Source organism: Paenibacillus lacisediminis (assembly GCF_046567315.2).
This window is the reverse complement of sequence record NZ_JBKIAX020000002.1, coordinates 456,959-477,503: the sequence shown is the minus strand read 5'-3', so window position 1 is coordinate 477,503 and position 20,545 is coordinate 456,959. Positions and strand designations below refer to the sequence as shown.

The following is a 20,545-nucleotide window of genomic DNA, read 5'->3' as shown; positions in this document are numbered from 1 at the left end:
ACTAATCATTTGATTGCGTAATATATCATTCATTACGTTTATGATCCTTCGTCCGGGTTGGACTATGGCCATAGGCCGACCTCCCGAATGATTTTGGGGCTCACGTGACCGGGAATGCTGTAAGCTTCTTGACGACATGAGTACAACGACAGTAGCGGCGACTTAGGACGACTCTCATACCCTCCTCCTAGATGTTCGAATTGGCTGCTCATTCCCTATCCTACCAGCCCCAATGAAACAGAACCTAAACGGCTAGATAAACAACAGCTTAATTTTTCTCCTGCCGTTTAGGTTCTGTTAATGTGAGTATGCTACTATGGAATAGGGTGAAAATGATGACAAGTCTATCCGATATTAAAATCGCCATCGTCGACGACGAGCCTTCGATTGTCACCATGCTGCAAATGGTGCTTCGCAGGGAAGGGTTTCATCAGCTGCACGCGGCTTCCACTTGTGCGGAGGCTCTCCACCTAGCACAGCGCGTAGTCCCCGATATCGTCCTGCTCGACATTATGCTCCCCGACGGCAGCGGACTAGAGCTCTGCTCCAAGCTCCGCGAATACGGGAACCCGCATATACTGTTTCTGACGGCCAAGGCATCCGATCTCGATGTCCTGCGAGGCTTCGCCATAGGCGGGGACGATTATATCACGAAGCCTTTCAATCCCCTGGAGGTGGCCGCAAGAATTCAAGCGCGCATACGCCGACTGGAGACGGAGGCCTCGACGTCCAGTCCAGCGAAGCGGCCCGATCCAGGGGTTTACCGGTTCGGCCGCTTCACCGTCAACGAGGCGGAGGGCGAGCTGACTGTGGAGGGACAGCCCGTTCCTTGCCCCGCACAGGTCTTCCAGCTGCTGCTGCACTTCTGCAAGTATCCCGGAATCGTATTTTCCAAAACACAGCTCTACGACAAGGTTTGGGGGATCAACGGACAGGGAGATGATTCGACCGTGATGGTGCATATCCGGCGCATCCGGGAGCGGATCGAGATCGATCCCGGCAATCCGAAGCTGCTGCTTACCGTACGCGGGCTCGGCTACAAGCTGGTGAAGGAGCCGCAGGAACGATGAAGATCCAGCGGCGCATGGCATTCCACTTCACGTATCAATTGATCTTCTATGCTCTGGTGATTGTGGCCATTACCCTGGTTGCCTGCATCATGTTTTTCCAGAACATGACGAGTAATGAGATACGCCGGAACTTTCCGGTTGGCGTCCTGCAACAGATCGCTCAAGAAGCTCATTACAAAGGCGGGACGATTCAGATCTCCCCCGAGTGGGACAAGCTCATCGAGGAGAAAGGAATGTGGCTGCAGGTTGTCAGTGCAGAAGGAGAGGTAGTCTACACCGTCAATACAACTCCACATCCTGCGCTACCGGCCTCCTACTCCATCGCTCAACTGCTCGATATTCAAGAGACACGGACGTTTGGGCCGTATGCCGTACACACTCAGTTGAATTTTTCTTTCCAGGACCCGCTTCTATATATGCTGGGCTACCAAAATCCTGACCTTGACCAGCTCGTGGCCTGGTTCGACGCTTACGGACAGCATGGCATTGTGCGTAGTGAAGCGGTTCCCCTCTTGGACCAGCGGCTGCGCGAAACCGGCAGCTATCTGCAGGTGATCGATCCCGAGAGCCATATCGTACAAGGTATCGGCGATGGAGCATACGTACAGAAGGCGTATCGACTGCTGGATATCCTGGCCATCCAGCAGTCTCCCGGCAACTATGACGCGAATATTGTCACCCATCGGGACAAGCAGACCGGAATGACCTGGATCGTCTATAAGACCCATGCAGCGGGAACCCCTCTGAAGCATCCTGTAATGGAATCGGCAACGCGTGGACTCGTCTGGTTTGCAGGTCTGATCCTGCTCTTGGCGCTGCCGATCTCCATCTGGCATGGCTACCGCTATGGCCGGCCACTGATTCTGTTCGCAGGCTGGTTCGAACGAATGGGCAAAGGCCAGTACGACGAGGTGCTGACCGCCAAGGACAAGCGCAAGGTATTCCGCCGCAACGGCACAATGCGAATCCGCTACAGGCTCTATCAGGAAGTCATTCAATCCTTCTATCAAATGACTCATCAATTGGCTCAAACCGAGAAGGAACGCGAGAGGCTGGAGAAGGAGCAAGCGGATTGGATGTCAGGGATCTCCCATGATCTGCGCACGCCCCTGGCCACGATTCAAGGCTATGGGTATATGCTGGAGAAGTTGCCTGAGCAATGGAGCCAAGAGGAAATGCGGATCATGGGCGCGACGATCCGGGAAAAGGGGGATTATATGCTTGAGCTGATTTCCGACTTTTCTTTGATTCATCAGCTCAAGCAGGGCGATTCGATCATGGAGCTTCGGGAGATAGACTTGGTAGAACTGGTACGCTGCTCCGTGCTGAAGTATGTCAACGACGCCACGATGTCTGAGTATCAGTTTCACTACATTGGGGAGGAGCGTCCCTTGCTGATACAGGCGGATGTAACTTGGTTGCAGCGGCTGATGGACAATTTGCTGTCCAACGCTGTGAAGCATAATCCGCCGGACGCGACCATCACCGTCTCTCTTGGCAGGGTCAACGACAAGGCTTGCATACGGGTAATCGATAATGGTAAAGGGATGGACGAGGAAACGCTGCATCATTTGTTCAATCGCTACTACCGGGGAACGAATACCGAGGAATCGACGGACGGCTCCGGGCTCGGGATGAGCATCGCCAAAACCATCGTGGAAGCGCACGGCGGCGAAATCCAGGTGCAATCCAAAGTGTGGCAAGGCACGAAAATTGAGATCCTCTTGCCCTGCTGAGCATTTGGATGGGAAGCATTCTTATAGTATTGGACATACTGCAATTCCAGTTACCGCCGTAAGCATAGAAAGTGCCGCGGCCGGTTTCTTTATCGATACAAAATAATGTTCACCACTGGCGGCGAAAATGGAATTGACGGTGAAGCCCAACTTGCACCCCGTTCCTACCGTAATTATGGAACGAAACCGTGGTCTGTCGCCCAACCTTAGCGATAACAAGACTTTTCTAAAAATCCCTCTAATTGCCCTTTTCCAAACCTTCCTCGTCCCCCCAAAGCTTCCACGCGGGCATCAGTTTCATAATAAACTCACCTTCCTCCGGGTATTGTTCTTTCAACTCTTCCAGCAACCGCTTGTCTTGCTCGGGATCGGCATTGAAATACTGATCCGCCACCGACATGATCAAGGCCATTCGCGCATCATCCAACTTTCCTTGCAGCCGTAAAATCATCCGTAAATACTCCAGGCGTATTTTTCGCTCTTCTCCCTTGGTGTAGCCCATTTTCGCCAGCAGCGCAGCAGCCACCGGATTGACGGAATCGATAAATTGCCGCCAGGGTTGAAAGCAATGTTTTCGTTTGGACTCCCATTTGCTCCGATGATTCGCTTTGCTAATGTGAAGTGTTTATGACAGAGGCTGAATGAAATTGAATGTTTGTGAGATAATTTGATTGATTTTTACTGATTTTGTGATACTATAGGAAACGGATAGGTGATGAAAATGCTTACAGAAGAAAGATACGATTTGATTATCAAGCGCTTACAGGAACAGGGCGTTGTGAAGCTTCAGGAGTTGGTAGAGCTGCTGGATGCTTCGGAATCTACCGTTCGCCGCGATCTTGTCGATCTTGAAAACCGGAATCTGCTCAAGCGGGTCCACGGGGGCGCCACGTTGGTCAATCAGAAGAGCTGGGAGCCGGGTATTGAGGAGAAAACGTCCAAAAACGTTCAGCAAAAAAATACTATCGCTCGTCTGGCGGCCGAACAGCTTGTGGACGGGGAATGCATCTATCTGGACGCCGGAACGACGACGCTGGCGATGATCCCTTTTATTGAAGCCAAAGATGTCACGGTTGTTACGAACGGTTTGTCACATGTCGAAGCGCTCGTCAGCAAGAACATCAGAAGCTATTTATTGGGCGGGATGATGAAGATGCATACTAAAGCCGTGATCGGCAGCATGGCGCTGCAAAACCTGGACAATTTCCGGTTTGACAAGTGTTTTCTGGGGACGAACGGAGTTGACGCGGGAATGGGGTATACAACGCCTGATCCGGAAGAGGCCATTATAAAAAGGCGGGCTCATCAGCTGTCCGGACGCACCTACGTGTTGGCCGACTCCAGCAAAATCGGAGACATCACTTTCGCTAAATTGTTTGATTTGGAGGAAGCGATTCTAATCACCGAGTCGCTGCCCGACGCTTGGCGCGGACCAATCACCGAGAAAACTAAAGTAATCGAGGGATAACCATGATCTATACTGTAACGCTTAACCCTTCCATCGATTATGTCGTGGAAGTGGAGGATTTGAAGCTGGGCGGTTTGAACCGGATGAGCCGGGATTTAAAGCTCCCCGGAGGGAAAGGAATCAACGTGTCGCGTGTGCTGAACCGGCTTGGCGCCGAGAATACGGCGCTTGGCTTCCTTGGCGGATTTACCGGCCGCCATATTGAAGATCTGCTGCGTGAGGAAGCGGTTCGCACCGATTTTGTACATGTCGCGGACGATACGCGGATTAACATCAAGTTGAAGCATGGGCAGGAGACGGAAATCAACGGCCAAGGGCCAAAGATTCATCCGGAGGAAGAGGAAGCTTTGATGCGTAAGCTGTCGGCGTTAAGGCAAAATGATGTTGTGGTTCTGTCCGGCAGTATCCCTTCGTCGCTCGCTGCCGATTTCTATCAGCGGATCATCGGTGTTTGCGCGGAGACCGGCGCCGATTTTATCATCGACACGACCGGAGAGCCGTTAAAACAGGCGCTTGGCAACCGGCCGCTGCTGATCAAACCGAATCATCATGAATTGGCCGATTTGTTTGGCGTAACGCTTGAATCGAAGGAACAGATTGTCGCTTACGGCCGAAAGCTGCTTCATGAGGGCCCGCGCCACGTTCTGATATCGATGGCGGGCGACGGAGCTTTCTTCATCACCGGAGAGGAAGTTTACTACGCGAACGTTCCGTCCGGCCAAGTCCGGAACTCGGTCGGAGCCGGGGATTCGATGGTTGCCGGATTCGTCGGCACGCTTGCGCTGGGAGGAGACGCTCTTGAAGCCTTCCGCACGGGCGTCGCTTCGGGAAGCGCAACGGCGTTTTCCGATGACTTGGCAACGCGGGAGCGGATCGATCAGCTGCGGCCGCAGGTGAAAATTTCCCGTTGGTTTTAGATATCTTCAAAAGCGAACTTTTTGAACAACCTTTCTAGGGAGTGAGTATCATGAGAATTACAGACTTGATGATCAAAGAAACAATGATTATGGATTTGCGGGCGTCCAGCAAAGAGGCGGCGATCGACGAGCTGATCGCCAGCCTCGCGGCCAGCGGCAGAATCAACGACTCGGCGAAATTTAAGGAAGCGATTCTGAAACGCGAGGAGCAGGCGAGCACCGGGATCGGCGGGGGAATTGCCATGCCTCATGCCAAAACCGCCGCGGTGAACGAGCCGACCGTCGTATTCGGCAAAAGCGGCCAAGGGGTTGATTACGACGCCCTGGACGGTGAGCCTGCTTATTTGTTCTTTATGATCGCCGCTCCGGAAGGGGCGGGAAATACCCATCTGCGCACGCTCGCCGCGCTCTCGCGGCTGCTGATTGACAGCGACTTCATCGCTAAGTTGAAGGAAGCGAAGACGCCGGACGAAGTAACGGTGCTGTTTGACGCCAGACAAGCCGAGGAAGAAGCGGCTAAACAGGCGGAAGGCGCGGCAGGGGCGGACGCAAGCGCGAAAAAGGCGAGCAGCACGAGTGCGAACGCGAACGGGACCAGCGGGGATGCAGCGAAGCAGGAAGCACCAGCAGCTGTAAGCGCCGGAGGTCCGGCGGACGAGGAGCCGTTTGTCGTCGCTGTTACCGCATGCCCAACGGGGATTGCGCATACGTTCATGGCCGAAGACGCGCTGAAGAAAAAAGCCCGCGAGATGGGGGTAGCCATCCGCGTGGAAACCAACGGCTCGGAGGGCGCGCAAAATGTGCTTACCGCCGATGAAATCCGCCGCGCCCAAGGCGTTATCGTAGCGGCGGACAAAAATGTGGAGATGGCCCGGTTCGAAGGGAAGCCGCTTCTGCAAAGACCGGTCAGCGACGGCATCCGCAAGCCCGAGGAACTGATCCGTAAAGCGGTGAACGGCGATGCGCCGATCTACCGCGGCCAAGGCGCCAAAGCTGCGGAAAACGGAAACGAAGGCCGGAGCGGAGGCAGCAAAATTTACAAAGATTTGATGAACGGGATTTCCCATATGCTGCCCTTTGTTGTCGGCGGCGGGATTTTGCTTGCCGTTTCGTTCCTGATCGAGCAGGTGGCCGGGGAGAACAGCCCGCTGTTCCAACTGCTGCAAACGATCGGCGGCGGAAACGGAGCGTTCCATTTCCTGATTCCGATTCTGGCCGGCTTCATCGCGCTCAGCATCGGCGACCGCCCGGCCCTGATGCCCGGGATGGTCGGCGGCCTGATGGCTGTCAACGCCAACGCCGGCTTCCTTGGCGGGCTTGCGGCAGGTTTCCTGGCCGGGTATGTCGTTATCTTGCTGCGTAAGGTTTTTGCCGGGCTGCCGAAAACGCTGGATGGACTTAAGCCTATCCTGCTGTATCCGATATTTGGCCTTTTGATCACCGGCTCCATCATGTTCTACATTGTCGATCCGATCTTCAGTTGGATTAACACGGGTCTGATCGATGTGCTGAATCACCTGGGCACCGGAAACATGGTGATTCTCGGCCTTATTCTTGGCGGCATGATGGCCATCGATATGGGCGGTCCTTTCAACAAAGCCGCTTACGCCTTCGCGATCGGGGTGTTCACGTCGAGCGGGAATACCAACGGGGCGATGATGGCGGCCGTTATGGCCGGCGGGATGGTTCCGCCGCTGGCGATCGCTTTGGCCACGACATTTTTTAAAGGCAAATTTACCGAACAAGAGCGTAAGTCTGGGGTAACGAACTACGTGCTTGGCCTCTCCTTTATTACGGAAGGCGCCATTCCGTTTGCCGCTTCCGATCCGCTGCGCGTCCTGACCTCCTGTATTCTCGGTTCGGCGATTGCAGGCGGTCTGACGCAGCTGTGGCAAATCAATGTTCCTGCGCCGCACGGCGGTATTTTCGTCGCCGTTCTTGCCAACCATGCCCTGCTGTTCCTGCTGGCGGTGCTGCTTGGCTCGGTCGTTTCCGCGCTCGTTCTCGGGGTATGGAAGAAAGCTTTGGCGGCGAAGTGAAACGGATAATAATGTTATAGTGAAAGGGATTGTCTTAGGGCATATCCAGCAAACGAAAAAACGCCTGCGGAACGGTAAAAGTCCGCAGGCGTTTTGCATCTGAAATTTAGGATTTAACGGATAATTGCAGAGTACCTTGCTTGTAGCTCCATACCAGAGCCGGGTATTTTTGCTGGAAGCCGTGCAATTCCACATAAGATTCGCCATAGACGACTTTGACGCTTTTGGATGCTGCGGAGAAACCGATCGTCCTGCCGCTGCTGTCCGTAATCGTCAACTTCTGCGCGCCGGCGTTCCAGGCCGGTTCGCCTTTCACAAGCGCCGCCAGGATTCGCGCCGGGACGTATATTTTTCCGCCGTTCTCTGTTACGTCGACAAACCCGGCGAAAGAGGCGCCGTTAATCGTCAGGGAAGCCGGGCTTCCGCTCAGTTCGATTTTTCGCACTCCGGCTTGATACAAACCGGTGATCAACTGGGCCGCCGCACTGTTGTTTACTTCGATGTCCGGCTTGAGACCGACGTGGTTGAAATCCTCCTGTTTTGGCGTGAGGTAACGCTGAACGGTTAATTTGAGCGAGCCGCCGTTCGATAAGTTGAAAAGTTTCTGGATACGCGCTTTACCGTAGGTTTGCGTGCCGACGACCTTGGCGATCCCGTTGTCGCGCAGAGCGCCCGTTAAAATCTCCGAAGCGCTGGCCGTCATCTCGTTGACGAGCACGATGACGGGCATCCCGATATTTTCACCGCCCTTGATCGTATACGGCTGAAGCGTCCCGCTTTGATCCGCCGTGTACATCAGCACGCCATCCTTCATGAAAAGCTTGGCGATGTTTGCGGCCGCATCCACATAGCCGCCGAGATTATCCCGCAAATCGAGCACCAGCGCCCCAATTCCTTGTTTGCGAAGGCCGCTTAATTCGGCGGCGAACTCGTCATCCGCGTTCTCGGAAAAGGAAGAAATCGCGATATAACCGACCTTGCTGGAAGGAATCAGCATTCCGGTCACGGAAGGCATGGAGAAATGCGCCCGTTTGATCGGAAAATTCAGCTTTTGCCCGTTTCGGCTCACCGTAATATTTACGATCGTGTTCTCCTGCCCTTGAATCCGGGCGATGTCTTCGCCGCCAGTCACGGCCTTCCCGTCGACCAGAGTGATGATGTCGCTTTGCTTCAGGCCGGCAGTTGCCGCCGGGGAGCCTTCCAGTACATCGGTAATGTACAGTTTGCCTTCCGTGTAGCGGAGTGTGGCGCCAATGCCGACATATTCCTGGTTTAGGCCTTCTTCAAAGCTTTGCAGCTCTTCCTCGGTGAAATAATCGCTGTACGGGTCGTCAAGCGAATAAACTGCGCCCCGGATGGCATTTTCCAGAACCTGCTCTCTTTCCACCCCTTCGATATTGTACGCATCCAACAGGTCCAGCACTTCTTCAAGTACGACCAGATCGGAATTTTCCGCCGCTTCGCTTGCTTCGTTAGCTACAGCGCTGCTTTCCGCAGCGCCGGCCGCCTGTGGCAATCCTAACAGCGACAACGCTAACAGCGGGATGATGGCGTACTTGCGGAAATGGTTCTTCTTCATATTGCGTTCGTCCTTTACAAAATATTGTGGAGTCTTGTCCCAAGAATCAGCCTAAAAAGGCGGTGCGTACGCGATCCCAAAAAGGATACGGACGATAGCGCACAAAGCTGACTTTCTGTTCGGCCACCCGGCAGCGTACGGAAATCAGATCGTTCATAGGCAGGTTGACGTGGTCGACCGTAAGCAGCAGGTTTTGTTCTTTTTTGGAATAAATGTCGCAATGATGATGTTTCGGCAACACGAGCGGCGATCCCATCGTCCGGAACACCCGGTTGTTGATCGAGGCGATTTCGGTGATTTGCAGGGCTTCGATCGACGGGTGAATCATGGCTCCGCCCAGACTTTTGTTATAGGCGGTGCTCCCGCACGGCGTAGAAACGCAAATGCCGTCCCCCCGGAACATCTCGAACATTTGGTCGTTGATGTCCACCTGGGCGACAACGGTGCCGTCCACGCCTTTTAGCGTGAATTCGTTCAGGCATATGTAGGAGGTGGTTCCCGACTTTTTTTGAATCTCCAGTTCGATCAGCGGATATTGAACCATCCGGGGCTTGGGGAATCCGGAGTTCGCGTGTCCGCCCATCATTCCAACGAGCTCGGGAATCTCGTCGGCCTTCCAGTCCGCGTAGAAACCGAGATGCCCGGTATGAATTCCGACAAAAGCGATGGATGGAATCTGATCGATAAACGTGTGAAAGGCGTGCAGCATCGTGCCGTCTCCTCCGATAGATACGACGACTTCCGGGGATTTGGCGTCGAGCTGCAGACCTTGCTGGGCAGCCAGCTTACGAAAAGACTCGCTTAAATCGGCAGATAACTGGTCGCCACGGTCAAGCACATAATATCTCAAGATGGCAAGCTCCTTTGAAGTTCCTTTTGTAAAGATCATAATCAATTCCCGGGCAGAACACAACGTTTCATTCCGGCTCGATCTACTGGTTCCGTGGCTTTGTAAGCCAGCGATGAATGATTCTCGACAGGACAGACAAAATAATCAGCGTGAAGATCATTGCAAGCGCCAGCCGGAGCGCCGCCGGAACCGAATGCCAGCCGTGAAGCTGGGCGGCTTCCGCGGGCGAAAACAGGCCGAAGGCCGGCGCCGCGCCCATGACGGGCTCCCAGATCAGGAGCAGCAAAGCGGCCGCTATGAGGCCGTGAAGAAAGCGGGCAAACAGGAACGGCAGGTAACGCAGATCGCTGCCGTTTAAGATGCTGGCCACTTGGGCATGCACCGAAAGCCCGCCCCAGGATAAAATAAAAGCCGCTGCCGCCGCTTTGTACATCAGCGGGATGCCTTCGGGGGCCGCAGAAGACTTGGCGCCGAGCGTAACTTCAAACAGGCCGCCAACGATCGCCTCGGCCAGCTCCGGGGGGAGCCCAACCGCGGGCAGCAGCCAGCGCAGGACGGCATAGAGGACGCTCATGCCGCCGGAGGCGGTCAAAATCTCCAGGATGACGGAGAAGAATACGACCAAGCCGCCGACGACGGTCATGAGCTGCAGGGACGAGACGACAGCCTGGCGCAGCAGTTCGCCGATGCTCCGCCCGTCGCTGATCCGGGCCTGGTGCATCGCCTGCATCGCCTGCTTCAAACTGAAGCGCCGGGAGGAAGCCGCGGCGGCGCGAGCTTCGGTTGCCGGCGCGCTCGCCCGGTAAAACCGCATGATTCCCCCGATCAGCAGCGCTCCGCCGTAGTGGGCAAGCGCGATCGCCCCGGCCAGCTTCGGGTTGCCGAAGAAACCGACCGAGACGGCGCCGATCAGAAAGATCGGGTCGGAGGAGGTGGTAAAGGCGACCAGGCGCTCGCCCTCCTCGCGGGTGACGAGGCGCTGCTCGCGCAGTTTGGCGGCAAGCTTGGCGCTGACGGGATAGCCGGACGCGAATCCCATAGCCAGCGCAAAGCCGCCGCTGCCGGGAATGCGAAAAAGCGGCTTCATCAGCGGGTCGAGCAGCTTGCCCAAAAAGTGCACAATCCCGAATCCAAGCATGATTTCCGAGATCACAAAAAACGGGAACAGCGACGGAAACAGCACATCCCACCAAATTGCCAGTCCGCGAATACCGGCTTGCCAGGACTGTTCCGGATAGCAAAGCATCAGCACGGCCAAGACCGCGGCGGACATGAGCAGAAGAAAGGCAACCATTCGTTTTATGACCATAGTAACGCGCCTCCACATCGAATCATAGTGAAGTTTATGTATTTTGTGGGACAAACAGCACAAAAAATTAAAGCAAGCGGCCGCGACAAATACTGATCTTTCGGCATTTTTATGCTAGAATAAATTTAGATGATAAAATTGAAACTTTAGTACCAGCTTAAATTACGATCATGGACCTCGCAGAAGTAAAATTTTGTGGATGGAGTGATAATAATGAGCATTGTTGCAGGTGTTCTCGTATGCGCTTTTGTGTACGTTATCCGCGCCTCTCTCGTCCATTCCGGTGAAGAGGACTGGAGCAGCTATTAACCGTTTTGATGTTGTATGACCTACACGCAGAAGCTCCGATAGGAGCTTTTATTTTTTTTTGCTATAATATAAGGAGTTGAAAAGCAGGCGGTGAGTATATGGACCCAACCTTAAGCATCTATGATAATCTTGGCGGCGGCCCTACGCTAAAGCGGCTTGTGGAGGCTTTTTATCCCCGGGTGCAACAAGATCCGCTGCTTGGACCGTTGTTCCCGGAGGATATTACGCCGGTCATGGAGAAGCAGTATATGTTTTTGACACAGTTTTTCGGCGGACCGCCTCTGTATTCCGATGCGTTTGGCCACCCGATGATGCGGGCGCGGCATATGCCGTTTCCAGTGACAAGGGAGCGGGCTGAAGCCTGGCTGGCCTGCATGCGAGCCGCCCTGGAGGAGATCGGAATTGAGGAGCCGCTGCGCGGATTCGTGCTTGACCGCCTTTCCGGCCCCGCTTTCCATTTCGTAAACACACCTTAGAACAAGACGCCGGATATGCGCCGAAGGCGGACTTTTGGAAAGGAAGTTGTAGAATTGGAACTTGAACCTCTTTATCAGATCAAAATCACCTGTGCTTACTGCGAACATGAATTTTCGACGTCGCGCGTCCGGCCCAGCTTTAAGCGGGCCGTGCGGACGGATAGCGATTTTTGCGGATATTTTCAGAAGGAGAATCCCGATTATTACGTCGTCAGGGTCTGCCCTTCCTGCGGATTTGCTTCTACTGAGAACTCCACGGACAGACTGAACGACAAGCAGCGGGCCCTGTTTCAGGAAGCGATCGGCAGCAAGTTCGCCAAACGGGATTACGGCGGGCACCGCGATTGGGCTGCCGCCCTGGAAACGTATAAGCTTGGATTGCTGTGCGCGCAAACGATCGGGGAGAAAGAGCGGATTATCGCCAGTCTCCTGCATCATATTGCCTGGCTGTACCGTTACCAGAGCAACGAACCGCAGGAGAAGCGATTCCTGCAATATTCGCTGGAATCTTACGTTCGCGTATACGAAACCGAGGGCGTGGGAGGCAGCGACGCCCGGCTGATGTATTTGATCGGCGAGTTGAACCGCCGCATCGGCAATTACCACGATGCCGTCAAATGGTTCAGCCGCGTCATCAACGACAAAAAGATTATGGATGCTGCTATGATCCGGGCATCGCGGGAGCAGTGGGCGGTGCTGCGCGAGGAAATGCTTGGCGCCGGGCATGAGCTTCCGGAGGAAATGCAAAGTTAACGCCGGAGGCCTAAGGGACCGGGATGCCTGCCAGATCAAAACTTAAAGGGCCGTTCATGCAATGAACGGCCCTAATTGCAGCGATGAGCGATATGCGCGGCAGTTTTGCGGGTTTAGCGCCTTAACACCGTGTCGGTGAGCAAGTAGTCGTTGTCGCAATCCAGCACATGCACCTTGTTTCCGCAGCAGGGGAACACCAGCAGCCTTTTTTTGCCTTCGCGTATGGTTTTGAGGTCGCGCGGTTTTAACGGTAGCAGCACATTGCTGGCGCCGCAAAAAGGACAATCCTGTACATACACATCTCCCATGACCACATCATAAGGCAAAGTTCGATTAAACGGAATCATGAGCTCTGCCGCGGATCCCCGGGTTTCGTTTCCCCCGCCGCTTCGGACGCAGAAGGCTCCGCGCCGGCTTCGGCCGTTTTGCTTCCGGCTTCTTCCTTGGCGAGCTCGGCGATCTTTTGGAGTAAAATGTGCTGCGGCATATGCATCAGGTGCTCGAGCGGCACCTTTAATTTCGCTGCTAATTTAACGGCGGTGTCTGGTGAAATTTGTAGCGGCTTCATATGAATATCCCTCCTGTTAAACTGGTAGCTATATAATAGCATACTTTTTAGCCTGCTTTGGCATCAATAATAAACGATTGAAGAAAGGATGAGACAATATCCATGACATTATTCACTGGACCCCTTGATCCGACTTGGGAGCTTAACTCGATTTTCCCGGGAGGTTCTTCTTCAGCAGCATTCCGTGAATTTCTTGAGACACTGGAACGCAATATTGCCAGTTACCATTCAGCGATCAAGGAGCTGAGCGCTCCGGCCTCGCTACAGGACACGGCAGCTTTTGACGAAATCATTGAAGGGCTGCAGGCGGCCTCCGCCAAACTGATGGAAGCTGGTAGCTTTGTAGCCTGTTTGACGGCTCAGGATCAGCATGACAAGAAGGCGGTTCAACTGGACGCCAAAGTAACAGCGCTCCGGGCTGCGTACAACAATGTGATGACCCTGTTCTGGAACGTGCTGCGCATGACGAACAACGAGGTATGGGAAGGCTGGATAAAACGCGATAAGATTGCGCCGATTTCCTTTGTGCTCAGCGAAAAACGCAGTGAAGCCCGCGAGAAGCTGCCGCCCGAGCTGGAGAGCCTGGCTTCGGATCTAGCCATTGACGGTTATCATGGCTGGGGACAGCATTACGATACGATCGTCGCCAAAGTAAACGTGCCGTTCCAGGAGCAAGGCGGCGAGGTGAAGATGCTGTCCGTAGGCCAAGCGGCCAATAAGTTGGATGATCCGGACCGCAGCGTCCGGGAGCGGGTATTTGCCAGCTGGGAAGAAGCCTGGGGCAATTCCGCCGATTACTGCGCGGACACTTTGAACCGGCTGGCGGGTTTCCGTTTGAAGCTGTACGAAAAGAGAGGCTGGGACGATATCCTGAAGGAGCCGCTGGCGATCAATCGCATGTCGGGGGCGACGCTGGATGCGATGTGGCAGGTCATTGAGGAGAACAAGCCGAAATTCGTTGCTTATTTAGAGCGGAAAGCGAAGCTGCTTGGACTCGAAAAGCTGAACTGGGCCGATGTGGACGCGCCGCTCGGTAAAGTGTCGGAAGAAATTACTTACGACCAAGCCGCGCAAGATATCGTCAAGCAGTTCGGCGGCTTTAGCCCGAAATTGGCCGAATTTGCGGCCGAGGCGTTCCGCAAGCGTTGGATCGAAGCGGAAGACCGTTCCGGGAAGCGGCCGGGTGGTTTCTGTACCGCGCTTCCGGTCAGCAAGCAAACGCGGATTTTCATGACGTTTGGGGGAACGGTTTCGAATGTGTCGACGCTGGCTCATGAGCTTGGTCACGCCTATCATCAGTATTTGATGGAGGAGCTGCCGGTATTCAACCAGGATTACGCGATGAATGTCGCGGAAACCGCTTCGACCTTTGCGGAAATGATCGTGTCGGACGCTCTGGTGAAAAACGCGGCAAGCAAGGAACAGAAAATTGTGCTGCTGGCCGACCAAATCCAGAGATCCATCGCCTTCTACATGAACATTCATGCCCGCTTCCTGTTCGAAACGCGCTTTTATGCGAAACGCCGGCAAGGCTTGCTGGACGCCGGCGAATTGTCGGAGCTGATGGAGGAAGCGCAGCGGGAAGCGTACCGCGGGGCGCTGGGCAACTATCACCCGCATTTCTGGGCTTCCAAGCTGCATTTTTACATCACGGACGTGCCGTTCTATAATTTCCCGTATACCTTCGGCTACATGTTCAGCACCGGCATCTATGCGATGGCGCAGCGGGAAGGTAAGGCGTTCTCGGAAAAATACGATGCGCTGCTGCGGGATACGGGCCGGATGACGGTTGAGGAGCTGGCCGCCAAACATCTGCAGGTTGACTTGACCAAGCCGGATTTCTGGCGTGAAGCGATGGCGTTATCCGTGGCTGACGTTGATGCGTTCCTGGAATTGACCAAATAAAAGGTGTGAGCGGGTCCCCCGTCTTTGGTGACGGTGAGGGTCCCGCTTTTTTTGTGGCCATGGCGCAACCAAGAAACGTCAGAAGAGCTTCTACGATCAGACAGAAGAGGTGTTTTTCATTGTTATGTATTGTTTTCTTGGGGTGGGCGGCAGATCAACACTTGCTGTCCGGACGCTTTGCACGATTATCCCGTTTGATCAGGGTAGCAGAGAAACAGACAAGCTCGGGAGAAGAAAATATTTGGTGGAGAAACAGATAGGCTCGAAATAATTTAGACGGGTTTAGGAGAAGGAATCAGGTTTAGGGGAGGTGAAACAGATTGGACAAGGGATCAAGACAAAGAGATCAAGACAAAGAGATCAAGACAAAGACATCGAGACAAGAGATCAAGGACAAGACGCGAGGGAAACGAAAAGACCGTGATTTTGCTGTAGCCTGAACCTTTCCGTTTGCAGCAACGTCCACACCGTTCATGCTAACTCACTCCAATCAAGTTGATCCGCATTAAGCTAACCCCTATCCATTAAGTTGATCTTCGTCAAACTCCCCCCGCCGTTCCAGCGTCTCGATCAGGCCGCAGCCGCAAGGGGCTGGTTCGGTTGGCGCGCGATCAGCCGGCGGTAAGGGATCGCCGGAATCGCCACACACATGTACAGCAACTTCTGCCGCATCGTTTCTTCCGCTCCGGGCATGCGCAGCCGGCGGCGTCCGGTATATTCGTTTAGGTACGCCTGCAGATGCTTCAGTCCCAAGGCCATATATGTACTCTTCAGCGATTCCCACGCCTCTCTCACTACTTTCCGCAAGGGTGCATACAGACGAAAGGCTAGAGGGAATGACTGTACCGCCGATGTGCGAACATCCACATGCCCGTTGATGAAAGCGGCGAGTTCGTGACGGTTTACTCTTTTCCCGTCTCCTCTCTTATGTGGCACCAGGCGGATTTTGACCTGCTTCGGCTCGCCCGATTCCGTCACCGTGCATCCCGCTACGACCGCCGTGGCATATGGATGCGAAAGCTCACACCGGGACGGGTTACGCCCATACAGATCGCTGTTCACCTTCACGTCTCCGCTGAGCAGCTCCCGGGCATCGAATTCCCCGACGGCATGGCGTATTTTGTGCAGCATCAACCAGGCGGTTTTGTAGGTGACCCGGATCACCTGGCTCAGCCGCAGCGCCGAGATGCCGCCCTCAAGCAGGAACAAATCCAGGGCCTCGAACCACTTGAGCAGGGGCAGATGCGTTCGTTCAAAAATCGTGCCGACCAAAGCCGACGTTTGATGCTTGCACTTTCCGCACTCGAATAAGGGGATATTCCGAGAGGTCAAACGACTGCACCGGGTGTGAGCGCAGCGCGGACAGACGAAGCCGTTTGGCCACTTCATCGCGATCAGCGCCTCCATGCAGGCCTGCTCGCTGTTATAACGGCTGGTGAATGGCTGAAGTTCCGTTCCCGCATTGATCTCCATGTTTGCTCGCCCCCAAATCAAGAATTCACGAACATAAGTTCCATTTATTTCATTATACCAAACGTACGTTCTCTTATCAAGCCAAAAATCTCCTGAACCGCCTCATTTTTTTCCTCATCTTTTTATTTTTTCTTCTCTCTTTTGTTGGAACCCTTGCCTAGCCCCCACCTCCTGCCCTCTGAACGAAAGGGATAATTGTACAAAGGCTGCTGCATGGACACCAAAACACCAAAACACCAAAATACCAAAATACCAAAATACGAACCCACTGGGCAGCTCCCCTCACCTGGCGTCGATTTGTGACACTGCTCGAAACGGCTACGGTGCAAAAGGTAGATGCGCTGACCTCGGCGAATCGTGACGCCCTCTTTATCGTTGACGCTTCCGTGCTTCCATGCTTGAGCGGAACCGCAGCAAAGCGGTGGAGTTGCTTGCCCGGTTTAGAGATCATGCCACCGGCACGTTTTACAAGGGATCTCCTTTACTCACGATGGGCTGGTCGAACGGCTACACCTTTTTACCCCTCCACTTCGCATATTTTGTGTAGTAATTATTAACCAAATTTGTAGTATATTGTTGATGTATATAAAATTATGGCCTATAATGGGACATAAGCCCTATGTAATAGGGACTTACATGGGAAGGGAGGGTGGATATGCTGAATATCGACGAAATTTCACTCGCCAGACAAGTGGAAATGGCATTTAAGGAGATGGAAGAGGAGCTTTCCGGATTAACGTCAGGCACCGTATTCATCCAAATCCGCAACAATACCATCGGAAAATTCGGAATCCGCCACAATCCGATTGCCGGACGGAACGGACATCTCGCCGAGGAGAGCACAGGGCTGACCATGGAGCAGATCATTAGTTTTCGGAGGATGGCCATCGAGTCGTTAAAGTTCAAACGGTATTGGACTCACGCGGAAATCAGTTATGAATTTGCGCTTCGCCAAGGAATGATTGTCGTGGACACCATCTTGGAATCCAATTACAACATGGCCAATTTGCTGATCCAGCGCTACTCGCGTAAGGACGCCATCAATACATACAAACAAGATAAGACCTCTTAAAACGCGGTAAATGCAGCACGCATGAATGGGGAAACAGGCGACCTGCAAAAAGCAGATCGCCTGTTTCCTATAGTGTTAAATGATAGGAGAATGCAAGTTACAGGTTCGAACGACCCGACAATTGCTGCTCCGCCAATTGAACCAGACGTTTCGTAATGTAACCCCCGAGGGAGCCGGTTTCACGGGATGTGTAGTTCCCGTAGTAACCGTCTTGCGGAATTTGCACGCCTAATTCTTGAGCTGCTTCAGCTTTCAGTTGTTGCAGCGCGGCGTTGGCTTCGCGAACGATAAGGTTGTTTCGGCTTCCGCTTCTACCTGCCATCGTTGTCACCTCCTTTGCCTTTGTGCTGTTAGTATGGTTCCTAGGGAGAAAAATATGCGGGTAGACTTCGATTTTTAGTAGTGGTAATTATTTCATTTCAGAAATCGGCGGCCCGGTGGCGACGCACAAAAAGGCCGTCCATCATCACAAGTGGATGACGAACGGCCGCTTGGTTTCGTATTGACGCGAGCGAAGCAAAGGATCAGGAATCTGATTCGGGGGCGGATTCGCCGGCAGGGTAAACAATATCCAGGTTCAGGTTCAGCTCTACGGTTTGCTGCGGCTTTAAATCAATCAACCCGGTCTGTTCGGCAGGCAGCGGAGAATTTGGGGCATCCGGGAGCCAGGTGTAGGGCTCGATGCAGAAAAACTGATCGGCCTCGCCTTTGGAATAGATGACCCAGAATTTAAAATATTCCGGATCGGCGGAATAAACCAGACCGTATCCGTCATCCCTGGTCAACGTGGCTACCGCCGGTTTGCCGCCGATGTTCAGCATCGTATCGCAATCTACGCCCTGCAGGTTCATCCCTTCGTTTAAAGCTTCCCAGGGACCTAAAGGAGCGATCTCTCCCGTGGGGATCAGCTCTTCATCGGCTTTGAACAGCCCGCTAACCGGCAGCTTCAGGTTCCAGCGGCCAGGTTCGCCGTCGATCAGGAACCAGGTGTGCAGGCCCAAACCGAACGGAGCGGCGTTTTGTCCCAGGTGCGTGATTTTAAAGGTTTGTTTCAAGGAAGCGCCCTGCAGCCGCAAGGTCATTTCCAGTTTCAGCGGTTCGGGAAATTGCCGAATCCAGCTCGGATCGTCCGAGGTTACGAACTCCGTTGTGATGGCGCAGCCTTCGTCGTCTTCTTCGATATCGCTGACGCACCAGGATTGCGTACGGTGCAGCCCGTGGATGTGGTTGTCGTTTGCCGTGTTGCGCTCAAACTGATATTCCTGGCCTGCGTACGAGAAGCGCCCCCTGCGAATCCGTCCCGGCGGAATCAGCAAAGGGATGCCGAAGTGGTACGGCTTTTGCAGATAGAAATCCAGTTCGCTTTCGTCCGGGTGCCGCAGCACATCGCGCTGCTGAACACGGTCCCAAATGCGAATCACGTTATTGCCAAGGCGGGGTAGCAGCGTGACTTCAAGTTCGTGGCTATGTAAGATATACGTATCGTAACCGTTCCATTGCCCTTTGGTCACCTTTTTCATATCGTTGCTCCTTTTCCCACATAATTATCTGTTCCTTAAGCTAAAACTAATCATAACATTTTTTTGCGGTAGACGAAAAATGAATTTGACATGGACAGCAAACACTTTTATGATTATTATCAATAAAAGCGGGTCCTGCAAAGGTTCTGTAGCCTTAGAGGATTCGCCCATAACGATAATGTGATGATGAGGGCAAGTAAGCGAAACGTTCGTCCTGCAGAAAGCCGGTGGTTGATGCGAACCGGAGGAGGAGTTTTGGCCGAATGGGCCTCGGAGCGCCGGACAGAACCGCGGGCAGGCGGGAAGCCTTGCTGCAATGCGAAGTATGCCGGCCGGGTGTTCCACGTTACGGAATCATTAAGGCTGATTTTGGTTAAGGTTGGCTTGCACAGACGCAACTCAGGCTGCAAGACCCCTGGAGAATTAAATTCGGCGAATAAGGGTGGCACCACGGTCTCACGTCCCTTGCGGGAGTGGGGCCTTTTTGCATTTAAATCAAGGAGGTCATTAAACGATGAAAAAAGTGCTTTCAGGCATCCAGCCAAGCGGGAAACTAACATTGGGAAATTATATTGGAGCGATCAAAAATTTCGTAACCTTGCAGAATGATTACGCCTGCAACTTTATGGTGGTCGATCTTCACGCCATCACGGTACCCCAGGAACCAGCCGCATTGACAGACCAGTCCGAGGCTGTGGCGGCGCTGTATATCGCGGCGGGCATCGATCCAAATAAAGCTAACATCTATCTGCAATCCCACGTGATGCAGCATGCCCAGCTCGGATGGCTGCTGACCACGCTCACTTCGATGGGCGAACTGGAGCGGATGACCCAGTTTAAGGACAAATCAGCCGGCAAAGAATCGGTTGGCGCGGGTTTGTTTGTGTACCCGGCTTTGATGGCGGCGGACATCCTGGTTTATAACGCCGACCTGGTGCCGGTAGGCGAGGACCAGAAGCAGCATCTGGAGCTGACCCGGGATTTGGCGGGACGGTTCAATCACCGCTATGGCGACTATTTTACGATTCCGGAGCCGTATATTCCGGAGGTCGGCGCGCGGATCATGTCTCTGGACGACGCCGCGAAAAAAATGAGCAAAAGCAACCCGAACCCGGGCAGCTACATCGCTTTGCTCGACGAACCGGACGTCATCCGCAAAAAAATCAGCCGGGCGACGACCGACTCGGGCCGCGAGGTTAAATTTGATCCGGAGAACAAACCGGAAGTCAGCAACCTGATTACGATTTACAGCCAGTGCTCCGGCCTGTCGATCGAAGAGGTGGAGAAACGCTACGAAGGCCAAATGTACGGTCCGTTCAAAAAAGATTTGGCCGAGGCCGTCGTCAGCGTAATCGAGCCGCTTCAGCAGCGGTACCGCGAGATCCGCGAGTCGGGCGAGCTGCGTCAAATCCTGCGCCAGGGCGCGGAACGGGCGTCCGAAATGGCGGAAAAAACACTGCAGGACGTGCAGCGGCTGATGGGGTTTGTTATCAAGTAACTA

General features: G+C 53.8%; 19 protein-coding genes and 1 pseudogene. 11 read left to right on the top strand and 9 right to left on the bottom strand.

The genetic code is table 11. From position 1 onward, the window contains the following. The first annotated feature begins 335 nt into the window (after positions 1-335). The gene (locus ACLD72_RS05565; RefSeq protein WP_411001845.1) at positions 336-1,070 is read left to right on the top strand and encodes a response regulator transcription factor; all 735 of its coding nucleotides are present in this window, start codon (positions 336-338) and stop codon (positions 1,068-1,070) included. Continuing rightward, positions 1,067-2,806 (top strand): sensor histidine kinase, encoded by a 1,740-nt coding sequence (locus ACLD72_RS05560; protein WP_411001824.1) that lies wholly within the window; start codon positions 1,067-1,069, stop codon positions 2,804-2,806. Before ACLD72_RS05565 ends, ACLD72_RS05560 begins: the two co-directional genes overlap by 4 nt. Before the next feature lie 238 nt (positions 2,807-3,044). On the opposite strand, the gene ACLD72_RS05555 is transcribed toward ACLD72_RS05560, so the two are convergent. Then, positions 3,045-3,332, bottom strand: coding sequence for a hypothetical protein (locus ACLD72_RS05555; RefSeq protein WP_411001825.1), 288 nt, complete (start codon positions 3,330-3,332; stop codon positions 3,045-3,047). Between the two features lie 195 nt (positions 3,333-3,527). Here ACLD72_RS05555 and ACLD72_RS05550 point away from each other — a divergent pair, with 195 nt between their 5' ends. From ACLD72_RS05550 to ACLD72_RS05540, 3 genes are read left to right on the top strand one after another with little or no spacing between them, the layout of a single operon-like run. Then, complete coding sequence (locus ACLD72_RS05550; RefSeq protein ID WP_411001846.1) at positions 3,528-4,274, top strand: DeoR/GlpR family DNA-binding transcription regulator; 747 nt, start codon at positions 3,528-3,530, stop codon at positions 4,272-4,274. 2 nt (positions 4,275-4,276) lie between these two features. Next, a complete protein-coding gene (pfkB, locus tag ACLD72_RS05545; protein WP_411001826.1) occupies positions 4,277-5,191 on the top strand; it encodes a 1-phosphofructokinase in 915 nt (304 codons plus the stop codon). A 50-nt stretch (positions 5,192-5,241) separates the two neighbouring features. Further along, positions 5,242-7,230, top strand: a complete 1,989-nt coding sequence (locus ACLD72_RS05540) for a fructose-specific PTS transporter subunit EIIC (protein ID WP_411001827.1) — start codon at positions 5,242-5,244, stop codon at positions 7,228-7,230. Positions 7,231-7,336: 106 nt separating this feature from the next. Here ACLD72_RS05540 and ACLD72_RS05535 read toward each other — a convergent pair whose 3' ends face one another. From ACLD72_RS05535 to ylbJ, 3 genes are all read right to left on the bottom strand, one after another. Then, positions 7,337-8,809 carry a S41 family peptidase gene (locus ACLD72_RS05535; protein WP_411001828.1) on the bottom strand — a complete coding sequence of 491 codons (1,473 nt, stop codon included), beginning with the start codon at positions 8,807-8,809 and terminating at the stop codon, positions 7,337-7,339. Between the two features lie 46 nt (positions 8,810-8,855). Then, the gene (locus tag ACLD72_RS05530) at positions 8,856-9,659 is read right to left on the bottom strand and encodes an NAD kinase (RefSeq protein WP_411001847.1); all 804 of its coding nucleotides are present in this window, start codon (positions 9,657-9,659) and stop codon (positions 8,856-8,858) included. 82 nt (positions 9,660-9,741) lie between these two features. Further along, positions 9,742-10,968, bottom strand: coding sequence for a sporulation integral membrane protein YlbJ (ylbJ, locus tag ACLD72_RS05525; RefSeq protein WP_411001829.1), 1,227 nt, complete (start codon positions 10,966-10,968; stop codon positions 9,742-9,744). A 407-nt stretch (positions 10,969-11,375) separates the two neighbouring features. On the opposite strand from ylbJ, the gene ACLD72_RS05520 reads away from it, so the two are divergent. Beyond that, on the top strand, positions 11,376-11,753 hold the full coding sequence (locus tag ACLD72_RS05520; RefSeq protein WP_251591538.1) for a globin domain-containing protein: 378 nt from the start codon (positions 11,376-11,378) through the stop codon (positions 11,751-11,753). A gap of 54 nt (positions 11,754-11,807) precedes the next feature. Then, positions 11,808-12,506: a DUF2225 domain-containing protein gene (locus ACLD72_RS05515; RefSeq protein ID WP_411001830.1), complete on the top strand. Its 699-nt coding sequence runs from the start codon at positions 11,808-11,810 to the stop codon at positions 12,504-12,506. A gap of 113 nt (positions 12,507-12,619) precedes the next feature. Here ACLD72_RS05515 and ACLD72_RS05510 read toward each other — a convergent pair whose 3' ends face one another. Next, entirely contained in the window at positions 12,620-12,853 is a 234-nt protein-coding gene (locus ACLD72_RS05510) for a hypothetical protein (RefSeq protein WP_251591536.1), read from the bottom strand. Continuing rightward, positions 12,850-13,074, bottom strand: a complete 225-nt coding sequence (locus ACLD72_RS05505; RefSeq protein WP_411001831.1) for a YycC family protein — start codon at positions 13,072-13,074, stop codon at positions 12,850-12,852. Before ACLD72_RS05505 ends, ACLD72_RS05510 begins: the two co-directional genes overlap by 4 nt. Positions 13,075-13,176: 102 nt before the next feature. Between ACLD72_RS05505 and ACLD72_RS05500 the strand changes: the two genes are divergently transcribed. Continuing rightward, positions 13,177-14,979, top strand: coding sequence for a M3 family oligoendopeptidase (locus tag ACLD72_RS05500; RefSeq protein WP_411001832.1), 1,803 nt, complete (start codon positions 13,177-13,179; stop codon positions 14,977-14,979). Between the two features lie 570 nt (positions 14,980-15,549). Here ACLD72_RS05500 and ACLD72_RS05495 read toward each other — a convergent pair. After that, positions 15,550-16,452: a transposase gene (locus ACLD72_RS05495; protein WP_458475600.1), complete on the bottom strand. Its 903-nt coding sequence runs from the start codon at positions 16,450-16,452 to the stop codon at positions 15,550-15,552. A gap of 275 nt (positions 16,453-16,727) precedes the next feature. Between ACLD72_RS05495 and ACLD72_RS05490 the strand changes: the two are divergent. Together ACLD72_RS05490 and ACLD72_RS05485 are read left to right on the top strand one after the other, a co-directional pair. After that, positions 16,728-16,987: pseudogene (locus tag ACLD72_RS05490) on the top strand (IS4 family transposase); the annotation flags it as partial. A 120-nt stretch (positions 16,988-17,107) separates the two neighbouring features. After that, a complete protein-coding gene (locus ACLD72_RS05485) occupies positions 17,108-17,524 on the top strand; it encodes an O-methyltransferase (protein ID WP_410996501.1) in 417 nt (138 codons plus the stop codon). A gap of 97 nt (positions 17,525-17,621) precedes the next feature. On the opposite strand, the gene ACLD72_RS05480 is transcribed toward ACLD72_RS05485, so the two are convergent. Further along, positions 17,622-17,846 (bottom strand): alpha/beta-type small acid-soluble spore protein, encoded by a 225-nt coding sequence (locus ACLD72_RS05480; RefSeq protein WP_128629835.1) that lies wholly within the window; start codon positions 17,844-17,846, stop codon positions 17,622-17,624. A gap of 202 nt (positions 17,847-18,048) precedes the next feature. Further along, the gene (locus tag ACLD72_RS05475; RefSeq protein ID WP_410996499.1) at positions 18,049-19,044 is read right to left on the bottom strand and encodes an aldose 1-epimerase; all 996 of its coding nucleotides are present in this window, start codon (positions 19,042-19,044) and stop codon (positions 18,049-18,051) included. Between the two features lie 514 nt (positions 19,045-19,558). On the opposite strand from ACLD72_RS05475, the gene trpS reads away from it, so the two are divergent. Further along, the gene (trpS, locus tag ACLD72_RS05470) at positions 19,559-20,542 is read left to right on the top strand and encodes a tryptophan--tRNA ligase (protein WP_410996497.1); all 984 of its coding nucleotides are present in this window, start codon (positions 19,559-19,561) and stop codon (positions 20,540-20,542) included. Positions 20,543-20,545 lie beyond the last annotated feature (3 nt).

Bases quoted from the DNA above. Each gene is read 5' to 3' on its own strand.
- ACLD72_RS05565 (WP_411001845.1), top strand. From the start codon at position 336: ATGACAAGTCTATCCGATATTAAAATCGCCATCGTCGACGACGAGCCT.
- ACLD72_RS05560 (WP_411001824.1), top strand. From the start codon at position 1,067: ATGAAGATCCAGCGGCGCATGGCATTCCACTTCACGTATCAATTGATC.
- ACLD72_RS05550 (WP_411001846.1), top strand. From the start codon at position 3,528: ATGCTTACAGAAGAAAGATACGATTTGATTATCAAGCGCTTACAGGAA.
- pfkB (WP_411001826.1), top strand. From the start codon at position 4,277: ATGATCTATACTGTAACGCTTAACCCTTCCATCGATTATGTCGTGGAA.
- ACLD72_RS05540 (WP_411001827.1), top strand. From the start codon at position 5,242: ATGAGAATTACAGACTTGATGATCAAAGAAACAATGATTATGGATTTG.
- ACLD72_RS05535 (WP_411001828.1), bottom strand. From the start codon at position 8,809: ATGAAGAAGAACCATTTCCGCAAGTACGCCATCATCCCGCTGTTAGCG.
- ylbJ (WP_411001829.1), bottom strand. From the start codon at position 10,968: ATGGTCATAAAACGAATGGTTGCCTTTCTTCTGCTCATGTCCGCCGCG.
- ACLD72_RS05520 (WP_251591538.1), top strand. From the start codon at position 11,376: ATGGACCCAACCTTAAGCATCTATGATAATCTTGGCGGCGGCCCTACG.
- ACLD72_RS05510 (WP_251591536.1), bottom strand. From the start codon at position 12,853: ATGATTCCGTTTAATCGAACTTTGCCTTATGATGTGGTCATGGGAGAT.
- ACLD72_RS05505 (WP_411001831.1), bottom strand. From the start codon at position 13,074: ATGAAGCCGCTACAAATTTCACCAGACACCGCCGTTAAATTAGCAGCG.
- ACLD72_RS05500 (WP_411001832.1), top strand. From the start codon at position 13,177: ATGACATTATTCACTGGACCCCTTGATCCGACTTGGGAGCTTAACTCG.
- ACLD72_RS05495 (WP_458475600.1), bottom strand. From the start codon at position 16,452: ATGGAGATCAATGCGGGAACGGAACTTCAGCCATTCACCAGCCGTTAT.
- ACLD72_RS05485 (WP_410996501.1), top strand. From the start codon at position 17,108: ATGCTGAATATCGACGAAATTTCACTCGCCAGACAAGTGGAAATGGCA.
- ACLD72_RS05480 (WP_128629835.1), bottom strand. From the start codon at position 17,846: ATGGCAGGTAGAAGCGGAAGCCGAAACAACCTTATCGTTCGCGAAGCC.
- ACLD72_RS05475 (WP_410996499.1), bottom strand. From the start codon at position 19,044: ATGAAAAAGGTGACCAAAGGGCAATGGAACGGTTACGATACGTATATC.
- trpS (WP_410996497.1), top strand. From the start codon at position 19,559: ATGAAAAAAGTGCTTTCAGGCATCCAGCCAAGCGGGAAACTAACATTG.